At 64.0% G+C, this 20,606-nt stretch carries 16 protein-coding genes and 1 tRNA gene; 10 read left to right on the top strand and 7 right to left on the bottom strand.

Features of this window, described 5'->3' with window-relative positions; translation table 11 throughout:
• Positions 1 to 4: 4 nt before the first annotated feature.
• From AC3EC3_RS03975 to AC3EC3_RS03985, 3 genes are all read left to right on the top strand, one after another.
• Positions 5 to 94, top strand: a tRNA-Ser gene (locus AC3EC3_RS03975).
• 201 nt (positions 95 to 295) lie between these two features.
• Positions 296 to 1,654, top strand: a complete 1,359-nt coding sequence (mgtE, locus tag AC3EC3_RS03980; protein WP_488488365.1) for a magnesium transporter — start codon at positions 296 to 298, stop codon at positions 1,652 to 1,654.
• Between the two features lie 212 nt (positions 1,655 to 1,866).
• A complete protein-coding gene (locus AC3EC3_RS03985) occupies positions 1,867 to 2,703 on the top strand; it encodes a hypothetical protein (protein ID WP_488488366.1) in 837 nt (278 codons plus the stop codon).
• A gap of 90 nt (positions 2,704 to 2,793) precedes the next feature.
• On the opposite strand, the gene AC3EC3_RS03990 is transcribed toward AC3EC3_RS03985, so the two are convergent.
• The 5 genes from AC3EC3_RS03990 to AC3EC3_RS04010 all read right to left on the bottom strand — a co-directional run bounded on the left by AC3EC3_RS03990 (position 2,794) and on the right by AC3EC3_RS04010 (position 10,110).
• Positions 2,794 to 5,418 carry a TonB-dependent receptor gene (locus AC3EC3_RS03990; RefSeq protein WP_488488367.1) on the bottom strand — a complete coding sequence of 875 codons (2,625 nt, stop codon included), beginning with the start codon at positions 5,416 to 5,418 and terminating at the stop codon, positions 2,794 to 2,796.
• Positions 5,419 to 5,883: 465 nt separating this feature from the next.
• A complete protein-coding gene (gene cobT, locus AC3EC3_RS03995; protein WP_488488368.1) occupies positions 5,884 to 7,698 on the bottom strand; it encodes a cobaltochelatase subunit CobT in 1,815 nt (604 codons plus the stop codon).
• Between the two features lie 66 nt (positions 7,699 to 7,764).
• Positions 7,765 to 8,415 (bottom strand): fructose-6-phosphate aldolase, encoded by a 651-nt coding sequence (gene fsa / locus AC3EC3_RS04000; protein ID WP_260922481.1) that lies wholly within the window; start codon positions 8,413 to 8,415, stop codon positions 7,765 to 7,767.
• Between the two features lie 181 nt (positions 8,416 to 8,596).
• On the bottom strand, positions 8,597 to 9,226 hold the full coding sequence (locus tag AC3EC3_RS04005) for a DUF4197 family protein (protein WP_488488369.1): 630 nt from the start codon (positions 9,224 to 9,226) through the stop codon (positions 8,597 to 8,599).
• 131 nt (positions 9,227 to 9,357) lie between these two features.
• A complete protein-coding gene (locus tag AC3EC3_RS04010; RefSeq protein ID WP_488488370.1) occupies positions 9,358 to 10,110 on the bottom strand; it encodes a DUF4197 family protein in 753 nt (250 codons plus the stop codon).
• 51 nt (positions 10,111 to 10,161) lie between these two features.
• Between AC3EC3_RS04010 and AC3EC3_RS04015 the strand changes: the two genes are divergently transcribed.
• A complete protein-coding gene (locus AC3EC3_RS04015; RefSeq protein ID WP_488488371.1) occupies positions 10,162 to 12,327 on the top strand; it encodes a primosomal protein N' in 2,166 nt (721 codons plus the stop codon).
• Here AC3EC3_RS04015 and ada read toward each other — a convergent pair.
• A complete protein-coding gene (gene ada / locus AC3EC3_RS04020) occupies positions 12,312 to 13,427 on the bottom strand; it encodes a bifunctional DNA-binding transcriptional regulator/O6-methylguanine-DNA methyltransferase Ada (protein ID WP_488488372.1) in 1,116 nt (371 codons plus the stop codon). The genes AC3EC3_RS04015 and ada overlap by 16 nt on opposite strands.
• A gap of 324 nt (positions 13,428 to 13,751) precedes the next feature.
• Between ada and AC3EC3_RS04025 the strand changes: the two genes are divergently transcribed.
• From AC3EC3_RS04025 to AC3EC3_RS04045, 5 genes are all read left to right on the top strand, one after another.
• Complete coding sequence (locus tag AC3EC3_RS04025; protein ID WP_260922493.1) at positions 13,752 to 14,306, top strand: F0F1 ATP synthase subunit delta; 555 nt, start codon at positions 13,752 to 13,754, stop codon at positions 14,304 to 14,306.
• Between the two features lie 13 nt (positions 14,307 to 14,319).
• Entirely contained in the window at positions 14,320 to 15,849 is a 1,530-nt protein-coding gene (gene atpA, locus AC3EC3_RS04030) for a F0F1 ATP synthase subunit alpha (protein WP_260922500.1), read from the top strand.
• A gap of 61 nt (positions 15,850 to 15,910) precedes the next feature.
• Entirely contained in the window at positions 15,911 to 16,789 is an 879-nt protein-coding gene (locus AC3EC3_RS04035) for a F0F1 ATP synthase subunit gamma (RefSeq protein ID WP_488488373.1), read from the top strand.
• A gap of 59 nt (positions 16,790 to 16,848) precedes the next feature.
• On the top strand, positions 16,849 to 18,306 hold the full coding sequence (gene atpD, locus AC3EC3_RS04040) for a F0F1 ATP synthase subunit beta (protein WP_488488374.1): 1,458 nt from the start codon (positions 16,849 to 16,851) through the stop codon (positions 18,304 to 18,306).
• Between the two features lie 38 nt (positions 18,307 to 18,344).
• Positions 18,345 to 18,602: an ATP synthase F1 subunit epsilon gene (locus AC3EC3_RS04045; protein WP_260922504.1), complete on the top strand. Its 258-nt coding sequence runs from the start codon at positions 18,345 to 18,347 to the stop codon at positions 18,600 to 18,602.
• A 59-nt stretch (positions 18,603 to 18,661) separates the two neighbouring features.
• Here the strand turns inward: AC3EC3_RS04045 and AC3EC3_RS04050 are convergent, their stop codons facing one another.
• On the bottom strand, positions 18,662 to 18,940 hold the full coding sequence (locus tag AC3EC3_RS04050; protein ID WP_488489193.1) for an HNH endonuclease: 279 nt from the start codon (positions 18,938 to 18,940) through the stop codon (positions 18,662 to 18,664).
• Positions 18,941 to 19,115: 175 nt separating this feature from the next.
• On the opposite strand from AC3EC3_RS04050, the gene AC3EC3_RS04055 reads away from it, so the two are divergent.
• Entirely contained in the window at positions 19,116 to 20,606 is a 1,491-nt protein-coding gene (locus tag AC3EC3_RS04055; RefSeq protein ID WP_488488375.1) for a TadA family conjugal transfer-associated ATPase, read from the top strand.

Here is a 20,606-nt window from a genome sequence, read left to right on the forward strand (position 1 = left end):
CGATGGACAGGTGGCCGAGTGGTTTAAGGCAGCGGTCTTGAAAACCGCCGTGGGTGCAAGCTCACCGTGGGTTCGAATCCCACCCTGTCCGCCACATACCCATGGCCTGCCTTCGCAACGGTGCGGACAGCAGGTGAGCGCGCGGCGTAAAGGGAGTGTTTCTGCTCCAATAGCCGCTTCAGGAAGCGAGAACATGTCCAGCGACAGTTCCAGTAGCATCGCACGCCCTCGCGGCTGACGGCTGGCTGAACTGCTGGTTGTCGTCCGCGAAGGTCGTGCGGACGGCAGGTGAAGAATGGTGAACGACCTCATTGCCGGCGTGGCTGCCGGTTTCCGGCCCGCAAAACGCGGGCTCTACCTTGCAGACGTGGTGGAAAGCCTGCGAGGGCTTTCCCCCGATGTGGCGGCCGAGCAGCTTGCCCGTATGGAAAACGTGCGGGCCGTGGGCGTGCTCGACCGGCCCGAATTTACCGATGCGTCGGATGTTCTGGCGGCAATGCCCCTGTCCCGCGCGATCCAGTTCATCGCGCAGATGGCCGAGGACCGTGCGGTCGATGTGCTGGCCGAGATGGACAGCGAAGTCGCCGCAGCGATCCTGGCGGGGGTGTCGCCCGACGTCCGCCGCTCGCTTTCGGCCCTGCTTGCATGGCCCGAAGACAGCGCGGGCGGCATGATGACCACCGAGTATGTCGCCTGCTCCGCAACTGCGAGCGTGGCGGACGTGCTCACCCATATCCGCACGGTCGAACGCAGCCGTGAGACGGTCTATTCGGTATTTCTGCTTGACGCTGCAGGGCGGCTGGAGGCGACAGTCTCTTTGCGCCGTCTCATCGTGGCCGAGCCGCAGTCTCCTGCGATCGAACTATCCCGTGGGCGGATGCCTGTCGTCGTCTCGCCGCGCACCGATCGCGAGGCGGTTGCCGACCTTATCCGCCGACACGATCTTCTCGCCTTGCCGGTGGTGGATGAACAGCATCGCCCTGTCGGTATCGTCACCGTCGACGATGTGCTGGATGCGCTGGTCGCCGAACATACCGAGGATGCGCAGAAGTTCGGCGGCGTCGAGGCGCTCGATCGGCCCTATCTGGAAACCGGCTTTCTTGCGATGATCCGCAAGCGCGCGGGCTGGCTCAGCGTGCTGTTCGTCTCAGAGATGCTCACCGCCAGCGCGATGCAGCATTTCGAGAGCGAACTGGAGCGCGCAGTAGTACTGACGCTGTTCATTCCGCTCATCATGAGTTCGGGAGGCAACAGCGGCAGTCAGGCGACCTCGCTCATCATCCGGGCCCTGGCGCTGGGACAGGTCAAGGTGAAGGACTGGTGGCGCGTCGCCTTGCGCGAACTGCCGACCGGGCTGGCGCTGGGCGCGATCCTGGGCATGGTCGGTCTCGTGCGGATCACCGCGTGGCAGTTGCTGGGCTTCTACGACTACGGCGACCACTGGATGCTGATCGCGATCACGGTGGCAAGCGGATTGGTCGGCATCGTCACTTTCGGCTCGCTGGCAGGCGCGATGCTACCTTTCGCGCTCAAACGTCTGGGGTTCGACCCTGCGAGCGCTTCGGCCCCGTTCGTGGCAACGCTGGTCGATGTGACCGGCCTCGTGATCTACTTCACCATCGCGCTGGCGATCCTGTCGGGCACACTGCTCTAGACTGCTTCCCGCTCTGCCCGTCCCGTGTTGCGGCACGTCTTGTCCGACATGAAGGGACGAGGCGTGCCGCATTTCCGACAGCTGTACTTTAACCCCCTGCCCCGATCTGCTTTTGAGTGGAGTCATTGCCTTTAGTCCATTGCCTTGATTGGCTTTTCGGTTCTGGGGTGATCGCTTTATCCTTAATGAAAAGTAACGGGGGACAGCCTCAGATGAAAACCGATTTCGACCTTCCCAGCCTTGCGGGCTTGCTGCCCGACAGACCGATCGGAGTGCGCAATCCCGGCCTGGCCGATCGCTATCGGATGGTCTTCATCGCGATCATCATGGGCATTGTGGCCATCGGAACGGCCATCGTCGTGTGGCCGGGGCTCTATCGCGACTTCCAGATCAAGCTCGATCCGGTGGAAGTGACCGACGCCTCGCTCGCCAGCAGCGAATGTCGATCCAAGCGCATGACGGTGAACTGCAAGGCGGGCATCGCTTACACCGCGCCCGATGGCACCACCGCGATCAAGGATGTCGATTTCTCGTTCATCGATATCGGTGGCGGTGACTACGAGACCACCGTCGTTGCCCAGCGTGGGCATCCCGAGAACATGACGCTCTCGCTTGCCATCGACGAGTTCTGGAACCGTGCGCTCGGCTCGCTGGCGATCGTCGTGCTGCTGGGCGTGGTGTCGGTGCTGCTGATACGCCGCCACTTCCACATGGCGGCGACCTACAAGGGCATCAAAGGCGCCGCAAAGCTGGAGCCGATCTGGGCGCGCATCACCCATCGCATGAAGAAGCGGGGCAAGGACCGCATTACCTATGCGCCTGTGACCGGTCGCAAGACGCGCCTTTCGGTCGTCTCGCTGTTCCGCAAGACCGAGACGCCGTGGATGCATTTCGTGCCGATGTACAACGAGACTTTCGTGCTCGCCATACGCCATCCCGATGCGCCGCTGCCGATCATGCTCGACGAGGCCTTCGATCGCCTCGACCTGACGGCCGAGGAAGCACAGGCCGCTCGTGCCGCGCGCGATGCGATGTTCCCCGAAAGCTGATCTCTCCCTTTCGCATGACGGCAACACAAAAAGAGCCGGGAGACCTCGCTGGTCCCCCGGCTCTTTTTGTTGTGCGACCTTCAGGCTCGATCAGAACTTGAAGCGGGCGCCGAACTCGAAAGTACGGTCGTAGGTGCGGGTATCGCGCGGTGTCACGCTGCTCTCGCCGGTCGATCCTGTGCCCACGAAGTAGTCATGATAGGTACGGTCGGTGATGTTCGTGGCGTTGAAGGTCAGCGTCACGTTCGAGGTAAGATCGTAACTTGCCGAGAAGTCGAGCTGCCCGGTCGGCTTGACCATGATCGTATTGCCCTGCACGCCGCCGGAATTGTAGCTGTCGACGTAGCTGGAACGCCAGTTGTAGGCGAGACGTGCCGAAATGCCGTACTTCTCGTACATGGCGACGGCGTTGTAGGACCAGTGCGAGACATCGGGAACGCGCTCACGCCCGCCGTTGATCGGATCCTCGACGGTGCCGTCGCTGTAGGTGCCGTTCAACTGTACGCCGAGGCCGCTGAAGGCGCCCGGCAGGAAGTCGAAGAACTGCTGGTAGGCCACTTCCACGCCATAGAGCTTGCCGTCGTGCGTGTTGCGCGGACGGCTGACGAGATACTTCTCGCCGTCGATTTCCTCATCGGCCGAATAGGTGACGATGTAGCCATCGATCGAGCGATAGAATCCGGCCGCCGTCAGCGAGGTCGACCGCGACGGATAGAATTCCAGGCTGGCGTCGTAAGCTGTCGACTTGACCGGAGAAAGGTCAGGATTGCCGCCAGAGCCAGTGCCGTAATACCCGCCACTGATGCCGGTCGTGCCACTGGGGGCATAGGCCACCAGCGGGTTGAGCGAGGCGAATTCAGGCCGCGTCACTGTCTTGCCCCAGGCCAGACGCAGGAACAGGTTGTCCGCCAGTTCGGCCTTGGCGTTGATGCTGGGAAGGACGTTCAGGTAGTTCTGCTTGGAGCCAACCGTGTCACCGAGCAGTCGCTCCACCGTGTTGACAACGCGTGCGCCGCCCACACCCGTAATCGGGATCGAGCCGATGTTGAAGCCGTACTGGAACTGCCCGTAGAACGCGTAAGTATCCTCGGTATCGGCGAAATAGTTCGCCGGATCGTAGGCTGCATCGCCATCGGGGCGACCGAACAGTTCGCGGATCGCATCGGTGTGCTTGAGCAGGTAGTCCGGGTCCATCGTGAGGTACTGACCCACGCCGAGCGCGCCCTTGACGAGGCCCGTCGGCGAGGTGGTGTATGCATCATCCGACAGCATATCTAGCGTTGTCGTGCCGTCCGAAACGTACTGCGTCGACGTGGTTGCCTGCGAGACGACTTCGCGATGGGTATAGCGCGTGCCGACCTTGATGTTCTTGAAGAACCCGTCGCCGGTGTCGACCTGGATGTCGTTGCGCCAGGCCCACTGCTTGCTGGTGGCAAGCGAGTGGTTGTCGAACAGGTTGCGCACCGTGTAGTTCGACGGATCGGTCATATCGACGCCCGAAATGTCGACGTTCGGCGTGCCGCCCTTGTCGTAATCGATAGTCATCGACGGCGCGTTGAACGACGTATCGACGATGACGTTGCGATCCTTGATCTTGCTGTAGTTGTAGGTCAGCTCGGACGAGATCGTCACGTTGCCGCTGTTCCAGCGTGCGCCCAGATTGCCTTGGTAGCTCTGCGTCTGGTCGAGATAGGCCTGCATGCTGGTAAGCGTGTAGGCGTTGCTTGTCGTGGTGCTTCCGGCGAGGAAGTCGTAATCGTCGTAGGGCGTGGTCGAGGTGATGGTCCCGGCGCCCGGAATGCCGATGAAGTAGCTGTTGTTATAGAGATTGCGGTACTTGGTGTAGAGCCCGTCCGCGTGGATTTCGAGATTGGAGGTCGGACGCCACTGATAGGCGACGTTTACGCCGGTTCGCTCGCGGTCGCCGCCGGCATAGATGCCGCCCACGGTATCCGGAATGGCGACCGGATCACCGGTGCTGACGAAATTGAACGCGTCCTGATCCTGGTACTTGCGGCGGTTGTACGAGACCGAGACGAGCAGACCCATTTCGCCAAGGCCGGTCTGCCAGCGATCGCTGACAAGCGCGCTGCCCACGTAGCTGCCCTTGTCCGACTGGTCGGAGTAGATGCCGCGAATGCCACCTGCCACATGCAGGCCGTCGCTGAAGTCGAACGGACGGCGCAGGCGCACGTCGATGACCCCCGCGACACCGCCTTCGATCAGGTCGGGCGTGCTGGTCTTGTAGACATCGACCCCGTTGACGAGTTCGGCAGGAATATCGCCCAGAGCGACCGCGCGGCCCGTGCCGGTGAAGGTCTCCAGTCCGTTGACGAGCGTGGCGGCGTTGGGAAGGCCGCGGATCTGGACGGAGCTGGCCTCACCTGCCGCGCGGGTGATCTGCACGCCGGTCACGCGCTGGAGCGCGTCGGACACGGTGTTGTCAGGCAATTTGCCGATATCCTCGGCCACGATCGAATCGACGATGTTGATCGCGTTCTTCTTGATGTTCTCGGCCGACATCAGCGAGGCGCGTACGCCCGTCACGATGATTTCCGAGTTGTCCGTCGGCGCGGCTGAGGTCGAGGCGCTGTCGGCGGAATCGCCGCCGGACTGCGCGGTCGCGTTGACCTGCGCGGTTTGCGCCTGCGCGACGCCGCTCATGCCGAGCGCAATGACCGATGCTGTGCAGAATACGAATGGCCGGAACGCCATAAATCACCCTCCCAATGTGAGGGGCAGGCTTTCCCGGTCCCCTCAGACTCGCTTTTTGCGAGCGCATTTGTCGGAGTTAATTCCTTCCCGAAGATTTCATCTTTGTTGCAGAGTAACGCAAAATTTGCGCGCATCTGTCGGAGATGCTTACATCGGGAAGGAGGCGGGCAGCGTCATGGCCGGGATGAGCCGCAGATTTCTGCAATATCTGTAGGACAAGATGGCGCTGATGCTGGCGCGGCCGGCTTCCCGATACAAAACCGAACTGGGCCATGTTTACGGGCATTGGGGCTTACGGGTATCGCGCGTCAGATGCACTTCCGGTGGAAGCGCTTGATGGCTATGCGGCCTTGACACATTTCGTGATCGCCTGCGCGATGGCGCTGCGTGTGGGATCAGCTTCCGCAGTCGGTATGCTGATCGATGGGGGGGCGAAGGGGCATCCCCCTCACCATCCCCGATATCTCACTCTTCCTCGAAGAGATCCGCCAACTGCTCGATCATCGTGCCACCGAGTTGCTCGACATCCATGATCGTCACCGCGCGGCGATAGTAGCGCGTCACGTCGTGGCCGATGCCGATGGCGACGAGCTGGACCGGAGATTTGCTCTCGATCCACTGGATCACCTTGCGCAAATGCGCTTCCAGATAGCCCGCCGAGTTCACCGAAAGCGTCGAATCGTCGACCGGCGCACCGTCGGAGATCACCATCAGGATACGGCGGTCTTCCTGCCGTGCGAGCATGCGGTTGTGCGCCCAGAGCAGCGCCTCACCGTCGATGTTCTCCTTCAGCAGCCCCTCGCGCATCATCAGGCCAAGGTTGCGGCGCGCGCGGCGCCACGGTTCGTCGGCCTTCTTGTAGACGATGTGACGCAAGTCGTTGAGGCGGCCGGGATGCACCGGCTTGCCGTTGGCCAGCCAGGTCTCGCGGCTCTGCCCGCCCTTCCACGCGCGGGTTGTGAAGCCAAGGATCTCGACCTTGACGCCGCAACGCTCCAGCGTGCGGGCCAGCACATCGGCGCTGATCGCGGCAATCGAGATCGGCCGCCCGCGCATCGAGCCCGAATTGTCGAGCAGCAGCGTGACGACGGTATCCTTGAACTCGACGTCGCGCTCGATCTTGTAGGACAGCGAACTGCCGGGCGAGACGACCACGCGGGCAAGGCGCGCGGCATCGAGCAGGCCTTCTTCCTGATCGAAGTCCCACGAGCGGTTCTGCTGCGCCATCAGGCGGCGCTGCAACCGGTTCGCCAGCTTGGTGACGAGACCCTGGAGGCCCTTCAGCTGTGCGTCGAGATAGGCGCGCAGGCGGGTAAGCTCTTCCTCGTCGCACAACTCGTGCGCGGCGACCACTTCGTCGAACGCCTCGGTGAAGACCTGATAGTCGAAACCGTCGGGAATATCGGTCCACTGGCGATTGGGGCGCACGGGCATCATGCCCTCCTCGCCCTCGTCGCCTTCCTGGCCGTCCTCGACGTCGTCAGGCATGTCGCCCTCGGCCTCGGCGTCGCCCTGGTCCTCGCCGCGCACCGGCTCGGTCGACATCTCGGCGGGCTGCTGCTGCTCCCCGCTCTCGTCGCCCTGCTCGTCCTGCTCGGTCTCCTCGTCGCCGTCGATGTCCTCTGAATCCTCAGGCGGCATGTCCAGCTCGTCGACGCGCGTCATTTCGAGGTGGCGCAGCATGTCGAGCGAGAGCGACTGGAAGGCCTTCTGGTCGGACAGCGAGTTCGCCAGCGCCTCGAAATCCTCGCCCGCCTTCTCCTCGATCCAGCGGCGGCGCATGGCGACACCTTCGGCAGCAACCTCGGGGATCGGCTCGCCGGTCAGCCGCTCGCGCAGAAGCAGCGCCAGTGCGGTCGGCATCGGCACTTCGTCGGGCGACTTGGCGCGGGTGATCGGATCGCTGGCGATGCGCACATCGAGCGCGGCGTTCAGATTGTCGCGCATACCGTCGAAACGGTTCGCGCCCATCGCCTCGTAGCGCACCGCTTCGACCGCATCGTAGCAGGCGCGCGCCGAAGGTTCGACGGGGGCATTACGCGAATGCAGCTTTTCGTCGTGGTGGCGCAGGCGCAGCGCGAAACTGTCGGCAAAGCCGCGCAGCTGCGCAGCCTGATCCGCCGGCAGGCTGCGGGCGGGCAGCGGCAGGCGGAAGGTTCCCCCGGTCTGGCTAGGCGCGTCGGACGTCCAGTTGACCTCGATCTCGGTCTCGTCGGCAATGGCGCGCGCGGCGCCTGCCAGTGCGGCCTTGAAGCGGTCTGCCGGTGTCTCTTCGCTCAAAACGGGGGAACCTTCGTATTACAATTAGCTAGGCCAACCTCTTGAGATCAGGTCGACCTTTCCGGATCAGATCGACTGGCCGGTCTTCGCCCAGTCGGCGAGGAAGCCCTCTATACCCTTCTCGGTCAGAACGTGCTTGAACAGGTTCTTGATGACCGAAGGCGGCATCGTGGCGACATCGGCGCCGATCTTCGCGCACTGGAGAAGATGGATCGGGTGACGCACCGACGCCGCGAGGATCTGGGTCTCGTAGGCATAGTTGTCATAGATGATGCGGATATCCTCGATCAGCTGGATGCCGTCGAAGCCGTTGTCGTCATGGCGACCGATGAAGGGCGAGATGAAGGTCGCACCGGCCTTGGCGGCGAGCAGCGCCTGGTTGGCCGAGAAGCACAGCGTCACGTTGACCTGCGTGCCGTCCGAGGTCAGCGCCTTGCAGGTCTTGAGGCCGTCGATCGTCAGCGGCACCTTGATGCACACGTTGTCGGCGATCTTGCGCAGCTTTTCGGCCTCGCGCATCATGCCTGCATGGTCGAGCGCGACGACTTCGGCCGAGACCGGTCCGTCCACCAGCGCGCAGATTTCCTTGGTCACTTCGATGAAGTCACGACCCGACTTGGCGATCAGCGAGGGGTTGGTGGTCACACCGTCGAGCAGGCCGGTTTCGGCAAGCTCCTTGATGTCGGCGATTTCGGCGGTGTCGACGAAGAACTTCATGGCTCGGGAAACATCCTGCTGCAAAAGCCGGTTCACTGGCAGGCGCAGGGCGGACATGCCCGGCCCGCAAGACCCGGCTTCGATGGGTTTGCGATTCTGGCCCCGCTATAGGCGTCCCGTCCGCGCGGGGCTACCCCGTGTGAGGCTGATCCGCGTGAGAGATGCCGTCGGGGCGAACGGCTCAGACGGCGGTGTGCATCGGTTCGGCATCGAGTTGGCCGGGGTGCGCCTTCAGTTCGGCCTCGTTCGCCGCGATCGCGCGCCACAGCGCATCGGCGGCATCGTGCGCCAGTTGCTGCTGCATGGCGAGCGAGACACCGCTGCCATTACCGATGATCGTATAGAGGTTGGAGAACAGCACGTTGTCCAGTGACGCGCCGAACCCGCGCCGCATGAAGGCGCTGATCGACATCTGCCCGCGATAGGCCTGCCGTCCATATTTCATCGGCAAACGCTCGGCCGCATCCATCAGGATCGGCTGTGCTTCGAGAATGGCCTTGTAGGCATAATCGTTGAGCTGGCGCTGAAGCGCGGGATCGTTCGAGGCCGAGGCGGGCTGTGTGCCGGAAAGGCGCGGAATGGCGAGCCGGTAGCGACTGTCCCAGAACCCGTTTGCACTGGCAAGCTGGGCATAGCTGCGCTCGATCGAGAGCGTCAGCAGGCGCCGCCCGGTCAGCGTTGGGCCGGAATGCACCATCGAGGCCGCGCAGCCGGACAGAAGTCCTGCTGCAAGCAGTCCGCCACTGGCGAGAGCCGCTCGCCGCGTTGTCTTCTCCAGCTTGAAGACCTGCTCGAAACCGCCTGTCGTCATTCCCCTCAACCCTCCGCCACCTGTTCGATGGCAAAGGGCTAGGAAAAGCTCGTTTCGTCGCGATGGCGCGTTCGTTTCATCGCATAACAGTCAAGTATCACTGTGTAACGTCATGCGGCGGAGGCAATCGGTTATCGGCGATGCAGAGCGGCGGCGAGCATGGCGTTTCCGCCAGCGGTGGGATCGTCGCGAACCTGCCCTTCGGCGGCACCGATCTCGTACCAGATCGCATTGTCGGCGCCGAGCGCGAGCGCATGCGCGGCATCGGTGATCGTCACGCCGGAAACCGCCGCCATGGCCTTGGCCAGTACCGGATCGTTGCTGGCCTGCATGGCCTGTTCGAGCGCAGGGATCATCGCGTTGACCAGCATCGGGCCCATCTGCTGGCGCAAATCGCTGCTGGCGGCGGTGCGACCTGCGGTGAGCAGCGCGTCGGGTTTGGCAAAGGTCGCCTCGTCGATCGCGCGTTCGATCAGCGGTCCTGCGACTTTCGCGCCGGCCTCGGCGAAGGTGTTGAGCCGGTGGGCAAGGTCGTTGCGGAATTTCGCCGAGCGCAGCGCATTGTTGCGGGTGCGACCGGGACGCTGGAACAGGACCGGCAGGCCGATCTGCGCGACCGGACTGTTCCAGAAGCCGTCCGGCTGGCTCAACTGGACAAAAGCACGGGTGCTGGCGAGGTGTAGCAGTGCCCGCACGGCACCTTCGTTCGCTGGCGGCGGGCCTGCCGTATGCGGGCGGGAGCCGCCTTCGCCCGTCACGCAGCCGGTCAGGGCCACAGCGAGTCCTGCTGCGGCGAAACCCAGCACACTGCGGCGTGCCACGATCGCCTCGGGTCCGGAAAACGCGCCTTGCGCGGTGAATTTGTTACGCGATCCCCAGTTCACAATGCCCTCCTGCTTCACGAACACCCGATGCGGTGCCTATATCGACGCGACATGAAACGCGTCCGCCTCCTCGTCTTCAATGCCGCGCTCGGCGTGCTCGACTACCGCGTGCCGGACGGCATGGACCCGCAGCCGGGCGCCGTGGTGGTGGCGCCGTTGGGGCCCAGACAGATACTCGGAATCGTCTGGGAGCCACAACGCCTGAATGCGCAGGAAGTGCCTGAAACAAAACTGCGTTCCATTCTGGAAGTGTTGCCGGTGCCTCCGCTGCCCGAACCGCTGCGGCGGCTGGTGGAGTGGACGGCCGATTACTACTGCGCGCCGATGGCCTCGGTCGCGCGCATGGCACTGGGCAGCAGCGCGGCGCTGCGCGGCGGCGGCACGACCACCGAGTATCGCCTGACCGGCGTGGAACCCGCCCGCCTCACTCCCCAGCGTGCAGCGGCAATGGACGCCTTGCAGGGCGAACAGGCCTCGATCCGCGAACTGGCCGAACTCGCCAGCGTTTCCGAAGGCGTGCTGCGCGGGATGGTGGGCGCGGGGATACTGGAGGCGGTGACGGTCGATCTCGACCGCCCCTACCCCGCCGCCGATCCCGAGCATGCGGTGCCCGACCTCAATCCCGAACAGCGCACGGCGGCGGATGCCTTTATCGAGGCCGTAACCGCGCATGAGTTTGCGCCGTTCCTGCTCGATGGTGTGACCGGCTCGGGCAAGACCGAGACCTATTTCGAGGCCGTCGCCGAAGCGCTGCGGCTGGGGCGGCAGATACTGGTATTGCTGCCCGAGATCGCGCTTACCGAGAATTTCCTGCGCCGTTTCGAGCATCGTTTTGGCGTGCCACCGATCCTGTGGCATTCATCGCTCAAGGCTAGCGAGCGACGACGGGCGTGGCGGGCGATCGTCAATGGTGACGCGCAGGTCGTCGTCGGCGCGCGCTCGGCACTGTTCATGCCTTACGCCAAGCTCGGCCTGATCGTCGTCGACGAGGCGCATGAGGTCTCGTTCAAGCAGGACGACGGGGTGCGCTACAACGCCCGCGACGTGGCGGTGATCCGCGCGCGGTTCGAGGGTATTCCGGTAATCCTCGCCAGTGCGACTCCCGCGCTGGAATCGATGCAACTGGCCGAGGCGGGAGTCTATCGCCGGATCGAGCTGGCCGGGCGCTTCGGCGGTGCCAGCCTGCCCTCGATCGAGGTGCTGGACTTGCGCAGTGAGGCACCCGAGCGCGGCCGCTGGCTGGCGCCTCGGCTGGTCGAGGAGATGAAGGCGCGGCTGGCGCGCGGTGAGCAGTCGCTGCTGTTCCTCAACCGGCGCGGTTATGCCCCGCTGACCCTGTGCCGCAACTGCGGCTATCGCTTCCAGTGCCCCAACTGCACCGCCTGGCTGGTGGAGCACCGCTTTTCCAAGCGCCTCGCCTGCCACCACTGCGGCCACGAGACGCCTGCGCCAGAGGCCTGTCCCGAGTGCGGCACCGGGGATTGCCTTGTCGCCTGCGGGCCGGGTGTGGAGCGTATCGCCGACGAAGTGGCCGAAGTGCTGCCTGAGGCGCGCACCGCGCTTGTCACCTCAGACACGATGAACACGCCCGAAGCCATCGGCGAGTTCGTTGCCATGGCGGAAGGCCGCGCGATCGACGTGATTATCGGTACGCAGCTGGTAACAAAAGGCTACCATTTTCCCGAGCTGACGCTGGTAGGTGTCGTCGACGCCGACCTTGGCCTCGAAGGTGGCGATCTGCGCGCGGGCGAGCGGACGTACCAGCAGATCGCGCAGGTCGCCGGGCGCGCCGGGCGCGGCGAGAAGCCGGGACAGGTGCTGCTCCAGACCCGGCATCCCGAAGCCGCCGTCATCGCCGCGCTGGCGGCGGGCGATCGCGATGCGTTCTATGCCGCAGAGACCGAGGCGCGCCGCGATGCCGGTGCCCCGCCGTTCGGACGCTGGGCGGCGATCATCGTGTCTTCCGAGGAACTCAACGAGGCGCGCGATGCGGCCCGTGCCATCGGCGGTACTGCGCCGGACCTGCCCGACATGCTGGTGCTCGGCCCTGCCCCTGCCCCGCTCTCGCTGTTGCGCGGACGGCATCGCTTCCGCCTGCTCATCAATGCGCGACGCTCGGCCAGCCTTCAGAAAGTGCTGCGCGAGTGGCTGGAGCCGCTCCAGTTTCCGCGCGGCGTGCGCGTGAACATCGATATCGACCCTTACTCGTTTGTCTGACTTGTCCGGAGCGTCCGATCAGCGAAAAGATCGGGCGTGTCGCCGTGTTCCGTCGTGACACCTTCGCGGCGCAGCAGCTCACGCTTGATGCCGGTGCCATAGGCATAGCCGCCGATCGATCCATCGGTGCGCACCACGCGGTGGCACGGGATCAGCACTGCCACACAGTTCGCGCCATTGGCCGAGCCTGCCGCACGCGTGGCCTTGGGCTTGCCCACGGCGGCGGCCAGTTGCGCATAGCTGCGCGTCTCGCCTGCCGGGATGCGCTGAAGCTCGCGCCAGATCGCTTCCTGAAATGCGGTGCCTGCCACGTCGAGGGGAATGCCGCGCGCATCGCCCGGACGCTCGACCGCGTCGATCACTTGTCGGAGTAAGGCCGCGAAATCCTCGCCGCCCTCGATCAGATCGGCATTGGGAAAACGCTCGGCCAACGTCTCGACGCCTTCGTCGAACGAGAGGCGGCACACGCCCTTATCTGTCGCAGCCACCAGCATCGCGCCCATGCTGGTGGGAACCACCGCCCAATGGATCGTCACGCCGCGCCCGCCGTGCTTCCATGCCGAGGGCGTCATGCCAAGCCGGGCCTCGCTGGCTTCGTAGAAGCGGGATGCGGAGCCGTATCCGGCCTCGTAGATGGCCTCTGTCACGTTGTGTGCCTCCTGTAGGGCGTTCTGTACGCGTTCCATGCGCCGGGCGCGGGCATAGGCGGCAGGCGTCAGGCCTAGCGCGCGCTTGAACAGGCGCTGGAAATGGGCGGGCGAATAGCCGACATGGCCTGCCACCTGCTCGACGGTGACGGCCTCGTCGAGCGCGAGCAGTCGCACTGCCTCTGCCAGCGCGACCTCATCCCGCGATACGTCATCGGGATGGCAGCGCAGGCACGGGCGCAGGCCTTCCTCGCGCGCCTGCGAAGGCGTCGCGAAGAACCGCACGTTCTCGTGCCGGGGGTGGCGGGCCGCGCACGAAGGACGACAGTATATCCCGGTGGAGAGCACACCCGTCACGAAATGCCCGTCATAATCCCGGTTGCGGGCCAGTACCGCGCGCCAGGCCGTATCATCATCGGGCATCTTGTTCGCCATGCCGTCCGAATCCGTCATCCGACCTGCCGGGTCAAGGCGCAAGCGTGAAAGATCGCGCGGGCTTGCACCATTTCCGAGCTGGAAAATCGGCAGGGTGTGTCCCGCTTGCGGCGCAGTTTTTGGCGAAATGAAGGTCATGCGCGCATAGTAATTGCGTGCACACGGCAGCGCTTCCCGATTTCTGCTTTCAAATCACTTCGATTGCGGTCGCGCATAGACAATCCGCCCACCTTGCGTCGTCGCATTATCGTCGCTATGCGGCCCCGACAGCAGGCCGGGGAGAGCGCTTTCGCGCACTGTCTCGTCGTGCCTCAGACACACCGATGTAAGGAACAGGACGGCGTGGAGAATTCCGGCGCAATCAAAGCCAGCCTGCAGGGACGATACGCTTCGGCGCTGTTCGATCTTGCCAGCGAAGCGGGCACCGTCTCGACAGTCGAGAGCGACCTCGAAGGTCTTGGGCAGGCCCTGCGCGAAAGCGCGGAAATGGCGGATCTGATTCGCAATCCCCAGCTGAGCCGCAAGGCGGCCGGTCAGGCGATCGATGCCGTGGCCGGTGTGCTCGGTGTCTCGCCCCTCACCCGCAATTTCCTCGGCGTGCTGGCGGCCAACCGTCGCCTGGCCTCGCTGCCGGGCATCGTCACCGCGTTCGCCGCGATTGCCGCTGCCCAGCGCGGTGAAGTCTCGGCCGAAGTGGCCAGCGCTCACCCGCTGAGCGAAGCCCAGGTCGAGGAACTGCGTCACAAGCTCGAGGCGCGCGAAGGCCGCAAGATCAAGCTCAGCACCCGGATCGATCCGGAACTGCTCGGCGGCCTCGTCGTCACTATCGGGTCCAAGCGCATCGACAGCTCGATCCGCACCCGTCTCAATTCGCTCGCCCAGGCCATGCAGGGCTAAGAAAGGCAGAACAATGGATATCCGCGCGGCAGAAATCTCGAAGGTCATCAAGGACCAGATCGCCAGCTTCGGCACCGGGGCCCAGGTCTCGGAAGTCGGCTCGGTGCTCAAGGTGGGTGACGGCATCGCCCGCATCCATGGTCTGGACAACATCCAGGCCGGCGAAATGGTCAAGTTCGCCAACGGCACGCAGGGCATGGCGCTCAACCTCGAAGCCGACAACGTCGGCGTCGTGATCTTCGGCTCGGATGCCGAGATCAAGGAAGGTGACATCGTCGAGCGCACGAACACCATCGTTGACGTCCCGACCGGCAAGGGCCTGCTCGGCCGCGTCGTCGATGCCCTGGGCAACCCGATCGACGGCAAGGGCCCGATCGAGTACACCGAGCGTCGCCGCGTCGAGACCAAGGCTCCCGGCATCATCCCGCGCCAGTCGGTGCACGAGCCCGTGCAGACCGGCCTCAAGGCGATCGACGCTCTGGTTCCCGTGGGCCGTGGCCAGCGCGAGCTGATCATCGGTGACCGCCAGACCGGCAAGACCGCCGTCGCCATCGACACCTTCATCAACCAGAAGGAAGCGAACAAGAGCGACGACGAGAACAAGAAGCTCTACTGCATCTACGTCGCTGTCGGCCAGAAGCGCTCGACCGTGGCACAGATCGTGCGCCAGCTCGAAGAGAACGGCGCGATGGAATACTCCATCGTCATCGCCGCAACCGCTTCGGAGCCCGCACCGATGCAGTACCTCGCGCCCTACACCGGCGCTGCGATGGGCGAATTCTTCCGAGACAACGGCATGCACGCCGTGATCGTGTACGACGACCTTTCGAAGCAGGCCGTAGCCTACCGCCAGATGTCGCTGCTGCTGCGCCGTCCGCCGGGCCGCGAAGCCTATCCGGGCGACGTGTTCTATCTCCACAGCCGCCTGCTTGAGCGTGCGGCCAAGATGAGCGACGACAAGGGCGCAGGATCGCTGACCGCGTTCCCGATCGTCGAGACGCAGGCAGGCGACGTGTCGGCCTACATTCCGACCAACGTGATCTCGATCACCGATGGCCAGATCTTCCTCGAAACCGGCCTGTTCTATCAGGGCATCCGTCCGGCGATCAACGTCGGCCTGTCGGTCAGCCGCGTCGGCGGCGCTGCGCAGACCAAGGCGATGAAGAAGGTTGCCGGTTCGATCAAGCTGGAGCTGGCGCAGTACCGCGAAATGGCGGCCTTCGCGCAGTTCGGTTCGGACCTCGACGCCTCGACGCAGAAGCTGCTCAACCGCGGTGCGCGCCTGACCGAGCTGCTCAAGCAGAAGCAGTTCTCGCCGCTCGGCATGGAAGAGCAGGTCGTCTCGATCTTCGCGGGCACCAACGGCTATCTCGACAAGATTCCGGCGACCCGCGTCACCGAATATGAAGCCGAGATGCTCGACTACATGCGCGCCGAGCATGCCGACGTGCTGGCCATGATCCGCGATACGAAGAAGTTCGAGGGCGAGATCAAGGACAAGACCGTCGCCGCGCTCGACGCCTTCGCCAAGCAGTTCGCCTGAGACTGACGTGACGCCGCCGCGCCGGGCTTTCGGGTCCGGCCGGTAATTCGGAGACAAACGAGTGGCTTCGCTCAAGGAACTCAAGGGCCGGATCGGCTCGGTCAAATCGACCCAGAAGATCACCAAGGCCAAGCAGATGGTCGCTGCGGCCAAGCTGCGCAAGGCACAGGCGGCCGCCGAGGCCGCGCGTCCTTACGCCACGCGTCTGACGCGCGTCATGGCCTCGCTGGCGGGCCGCGTCAGCCTCAGCGGCTCCAGCCCCAAGCTGTTGACCGGCACCGGCAGCGATCAGGTTCACCTGCTCGTCGTCGCCAACTCGGACAAGGGTCTGGCGGGCGCTTTCAACTCGAACATCGTCAAGGCCGCCATGGCCAAGGCGCGCGAGCTGGAAGCCCAGGGCAAGACCGTTCTGTTCTACCTCGTGGGCCGCAAGGGCCGCGCGCCGATCACCCGCGCCTACCCGAACCAGGTCGCCTACACGTTCGACACCACCGACGTGCGCAACCCCGGTTTCGACGAGGCAGAGAAGATCGCCAACGAACTGGTGAAGCTCTACGACGAAGGCCGCTTCGACGTCGCCCACCTGTTCTTCTCGAAGTTCCGCACCGCGCTTCTTCAGGAGCCGACGAGCGTTCAGGTCATTCCAGTCCCGACCCCCAAGGTCGAGGCTGCCGATGCCAACGATGCCGTCGTCGAGTACGAACCCGATGAGGAGCAGATCCTGGCAGCCCTGCTGCCGCGCTACGTGAAGACCCAGATCTTCGGGGCGCTGCTGGAGAATGCCGCTTCCGAACAGGGCGCGTCGATGACCGCCATGGACAACGCGACGCGCAACGCCGGCGACCTTATCAAGAACCTCACGATCCAGTACAACCGCAGCCGTCAGGCCGCGATCACCACTGAGCTCGTCGAAATTATCGCCGGCGCGGAAGCGCTTTAACGGCACCCGAAAAATCTGGCGCGGAAGCGCTTCAAGAAACCGCAGGCAAGGAACCCAAAATGGCCACCGCCCCCGTGCTTAACCAGACCACTACTGGCAAGATCAGCCAGATCATCGGTGCTGTCGTCGATGTGATTTTCGATGGCGAACTGCCGTCGATCCTCTCCGCTCTCGAAACCGAGAACAACGGCCAGAAGCTGGTGCTCGAAGTCGCCCAGCATCTGGGTGAGAACACCGTTCGCACCATCGCCATGGATAGCACCGAGGGTCTGACCCGCGGTCAGAACGTCGTGTCGACCGGCGCGCAGATCTCGGTTCCGGTCGGTCCCAAGACCCTGGGCCGTATCATGAACGTCGTCGGCGATCCGATCGACGAGCGTGGCCCGATCGGTTCGGACATGTTCGCCCCGATCCACGCCAAGGCGCCCGAGTTCACTGAGCAGTCGACCGAAGCGGCGATCCTCGTCACCGGCATCAAGGTCATCGACCTTCTCGCCCCTTACGCCAAGGGCGGCAAGATCGGCCTGTTCGGCGGCGCAGGCGTCGGCAAGACCGTGCTCATCCAGGAACTGATCAACAACATCGCCAAGGGCCACGGCGGCGTCTCCGTCTTCGCGGGCGTCGGCGAGCGCACCCGCGAGGGTAACGATCTGTACCACGAGTTCCTCGACGCGGGCGTTATCGCCAAGGACGCCGAAGGCAACGCCACCTCGGACGGTTCGAAGGTCGCTCTCGTATACGGCCAGATGAACGAGCCGCCGGGCGCGCGTGCCCGCGTTGCCCTGTCGGGTCTGACCATGGCCGAGTACTTCCGCGACCAGGAAGGTCAGGACGTGCTGTTCTTCGTCGACAACATCTTCCGCTTCACGCAGGCAGGCGCGGAAGTGTCGGCTCTGCTGGGCCGTATTCCTTCGGCCGTGGGCTATCAGCCGACGCTGGCGACCGACATGGGCCAGCTGCAGGAGCGCATCACCTCGACCACCAAGGGTTCGATCACCTCGGTCCAGGCGATCTACGTCCCCGCAGACGACCTTACCGATCCGGCGCCTGCTGCCTCGTTCGCGCACCTCGATGCGACGACCACGCTGAACCGCGCGATCTCGGAGCTGGGCATCTACCCGGCGGTCGACCCGCTCGACTCGACCTCGCGCGTGCTGGAGCCCCGCATCGTCGGTGCCGAGCACTACGAGACCGCCCGCCGCGTTCAGGAAACCCTGCAGAAGTACAAGTCGCTGCAGGACATCATTGCGATCCTGGGCATGGACGAGCTGTCGGAAGAGGACAAGCTGACGGTCGCCCGCGCCCGCAAGATCCAGAAGTTCCTCTCGCAGCCGTTCCACGTTGCCGAAGTCTTCACCGGCATCTCGGGCAAGTTCGTGCAGCTGGAAGAGACCATCAAGTCGTTCAAGGCGGTGGTCAACGGTGAGTACGATCACCTGCCGGAAGCGGCCTTCTACATGGTCGGTGGCATCGACGACGCCGTCGAGAAGGCCAAGAAGCTGGCCGCTGACGCCTGATCGTCACGTCTGCTGATCGAACGCAAGGAAACGAACCGATGGCATTGCACTTCGAACTCGTGACGCCGGCCCGGCTCGTTCGCTCCGAGGAAGTCCACATGGTGGTCGTCCCCGGAACCGAAGGCGAGTTCGGCGTGCTGGAGGGCCACGCGCCCTTCATGTCGACCGTCGCCGATGGCGCCCTCATGGTCTATCGTACCGAGAACGCCGCGCCCGAGGCGATCCAGATCACCGGCGGCTTCGCGGAAGTCGGCGCGAACGGTCTGACGGTTCTGGCCGAGCATGTGAACGGCTGACGCCTTTTACATCACGCGAAGAATGGGGCGCCCCGGCATGTCCGGCGGCGCCCTTTTCTTTATTTTCTCCTCGCGGTCGGGGCATGGAAATCTGGAGGCTTTCGGGCGACCCATGAAAGGAAACGCGCGATTTCGGGGGCGGCTCGCAACATTGCCAGATCCTCGCCCAGCTTTGCCAGCCGGGCATTCGGAAAGGTTGCATGCAATGTGCGGTGACAGATGGGATGGACGGGAACCGTCCGGCGCCCTCCCCGGCTCTTGGGCACGGGATGATGCCATTCGGCGCGCTGTCCCAAAGGTCTTTCGCATAGCCAGCAGCAGGTTTGCGGTGCATCCATCATGTCCGGAAAATGGTGGACTTGGCCGGGCCGATCAAGTTCGCTTCGCCGTGTTAGCCGCCGGATACCTCCCGGCATTAGGAAGTTATCAAAGTTTCAACCTTAATCCGGTGCTCAATCGCCTGCGTGCGTCGGCAAAGAGGCATGCGATTGCGAACAGGAATTGAGGATCAAGATGACGGCATTCGGTCGGCGCAACGGTATCAACGGCATGACGCAGGGGGCACGCCCTGCTTTTGGCGTCGCTCGCCCGCTCAAAGGCGGAATGCCGGAAACGCCGTTTGCCGACGCGCCTGCTGCGGCGCCGATCGCGGACGGTCCCAAGGCGCGCGGCGAGGACGCCATGGCGCGCCTCGCGGACCGTGCCAATGCCGTTCACGACGCTTCCAACGAGCAAGGCGGCTTCGAGGCCTCGATCCACAAGATCAAGGAACAGGTGCTCCCGCGCCTGCTGGAGCGCGTCGATCCCGAAGCGGCGGCCACGCTGACCAAGGATGAACTGTCGGAGGAATTCCGCCCGATCATCATGGAAGTGCTGGCGGAGCTGAAGATCACCTTCAACCGCCGCGAGCAGTTCGCGCTTGAGAAGGTGCTGATCGACGAACTGCTGGGCTTCGGGCCGCTCGAAGAGCTGCTGAATGACCCGGACGTGTCCGATATCATGGTCAATGGCCCGAACCAGACCTACATCGAAAAGAAGGGCAAGCTGCAACTCGCCTCGACCAAGTTCCGCGACGAGCAGCACCTGTTCCAGATCGCCCAGCGCATCGTCAACCAGGTCGGCCGCCGTGTCGATCAGACCACGCCGCTGGCCGACGCCCGCCTCAAGGACGGCAGCCGCGTCAACGTGATCGTGCCCCCGCTGTCCTTGCGCGGCACCGCTATCTCGATCCGTAAGTTCTCCGAAAAGCCGATCACCATCGACATGCTCAAGGGCTTCGGCTCGATGAGCGAGAAGATGGCGACCGCCCTCAAGATCGCCGGGGCCTGCCGCATGAACGTGGTGATCTCGGGCGGTACGGGCTCGGGCAAGACGACGATGCTCAATGCCCTTTCGAAGATGATCGATCCGGGCGAGCGCGTGCTGACGATCGAGGACGCGGCCGAACTCCGGCTCCAGCAGCCGCACTGGCTGCCGCTGGAAACCCGCCCTCCGAATCTTGAAGGACAAGGCGCGATCACCATCGGCGATCTGGTGAAGAACGCCCTGCGTATGCGTCCTGACCGCATCATCCTGGGCGAAATCCGTGGCGCCGAGTGCTTCGACCTGCTTGCCGCGATGAACACCGGTCACGACGGTTCGATGTGTACGCTCCACGCCAACAGCCCGCGCGAGTGCCTCGGCCGTATGGAAAACATGATCCTGATGGGCGACATCAAGATCCCTAAGGAAGCCATCAGTCGCCAGATCGCCGAATCGGTCGACCTTATCGTGCAGGTGAAGCGCCTGCGGGATGGCTCGCGTCGTACCACCAACATCACCGAGGTGATCGGCATGGAGGGCGATGTCATCGTCACGCAGGAACTGTTCAAGTTCGAGTATCTGGACGAGACCGACGACGGCAAGATCATCGGTGAATTCCGCTCCTCGGGCTTGCGTCCCTATACGCTGGAGAAGGCGCGTCAGTTCGGCTTCGATCAGGCCTTCCTCGAAGCCTGCCTCTGA

The sequence above is a fragment of the Novosphingobium sp. BAM6 genome (genome assembly GCF_057784955.1).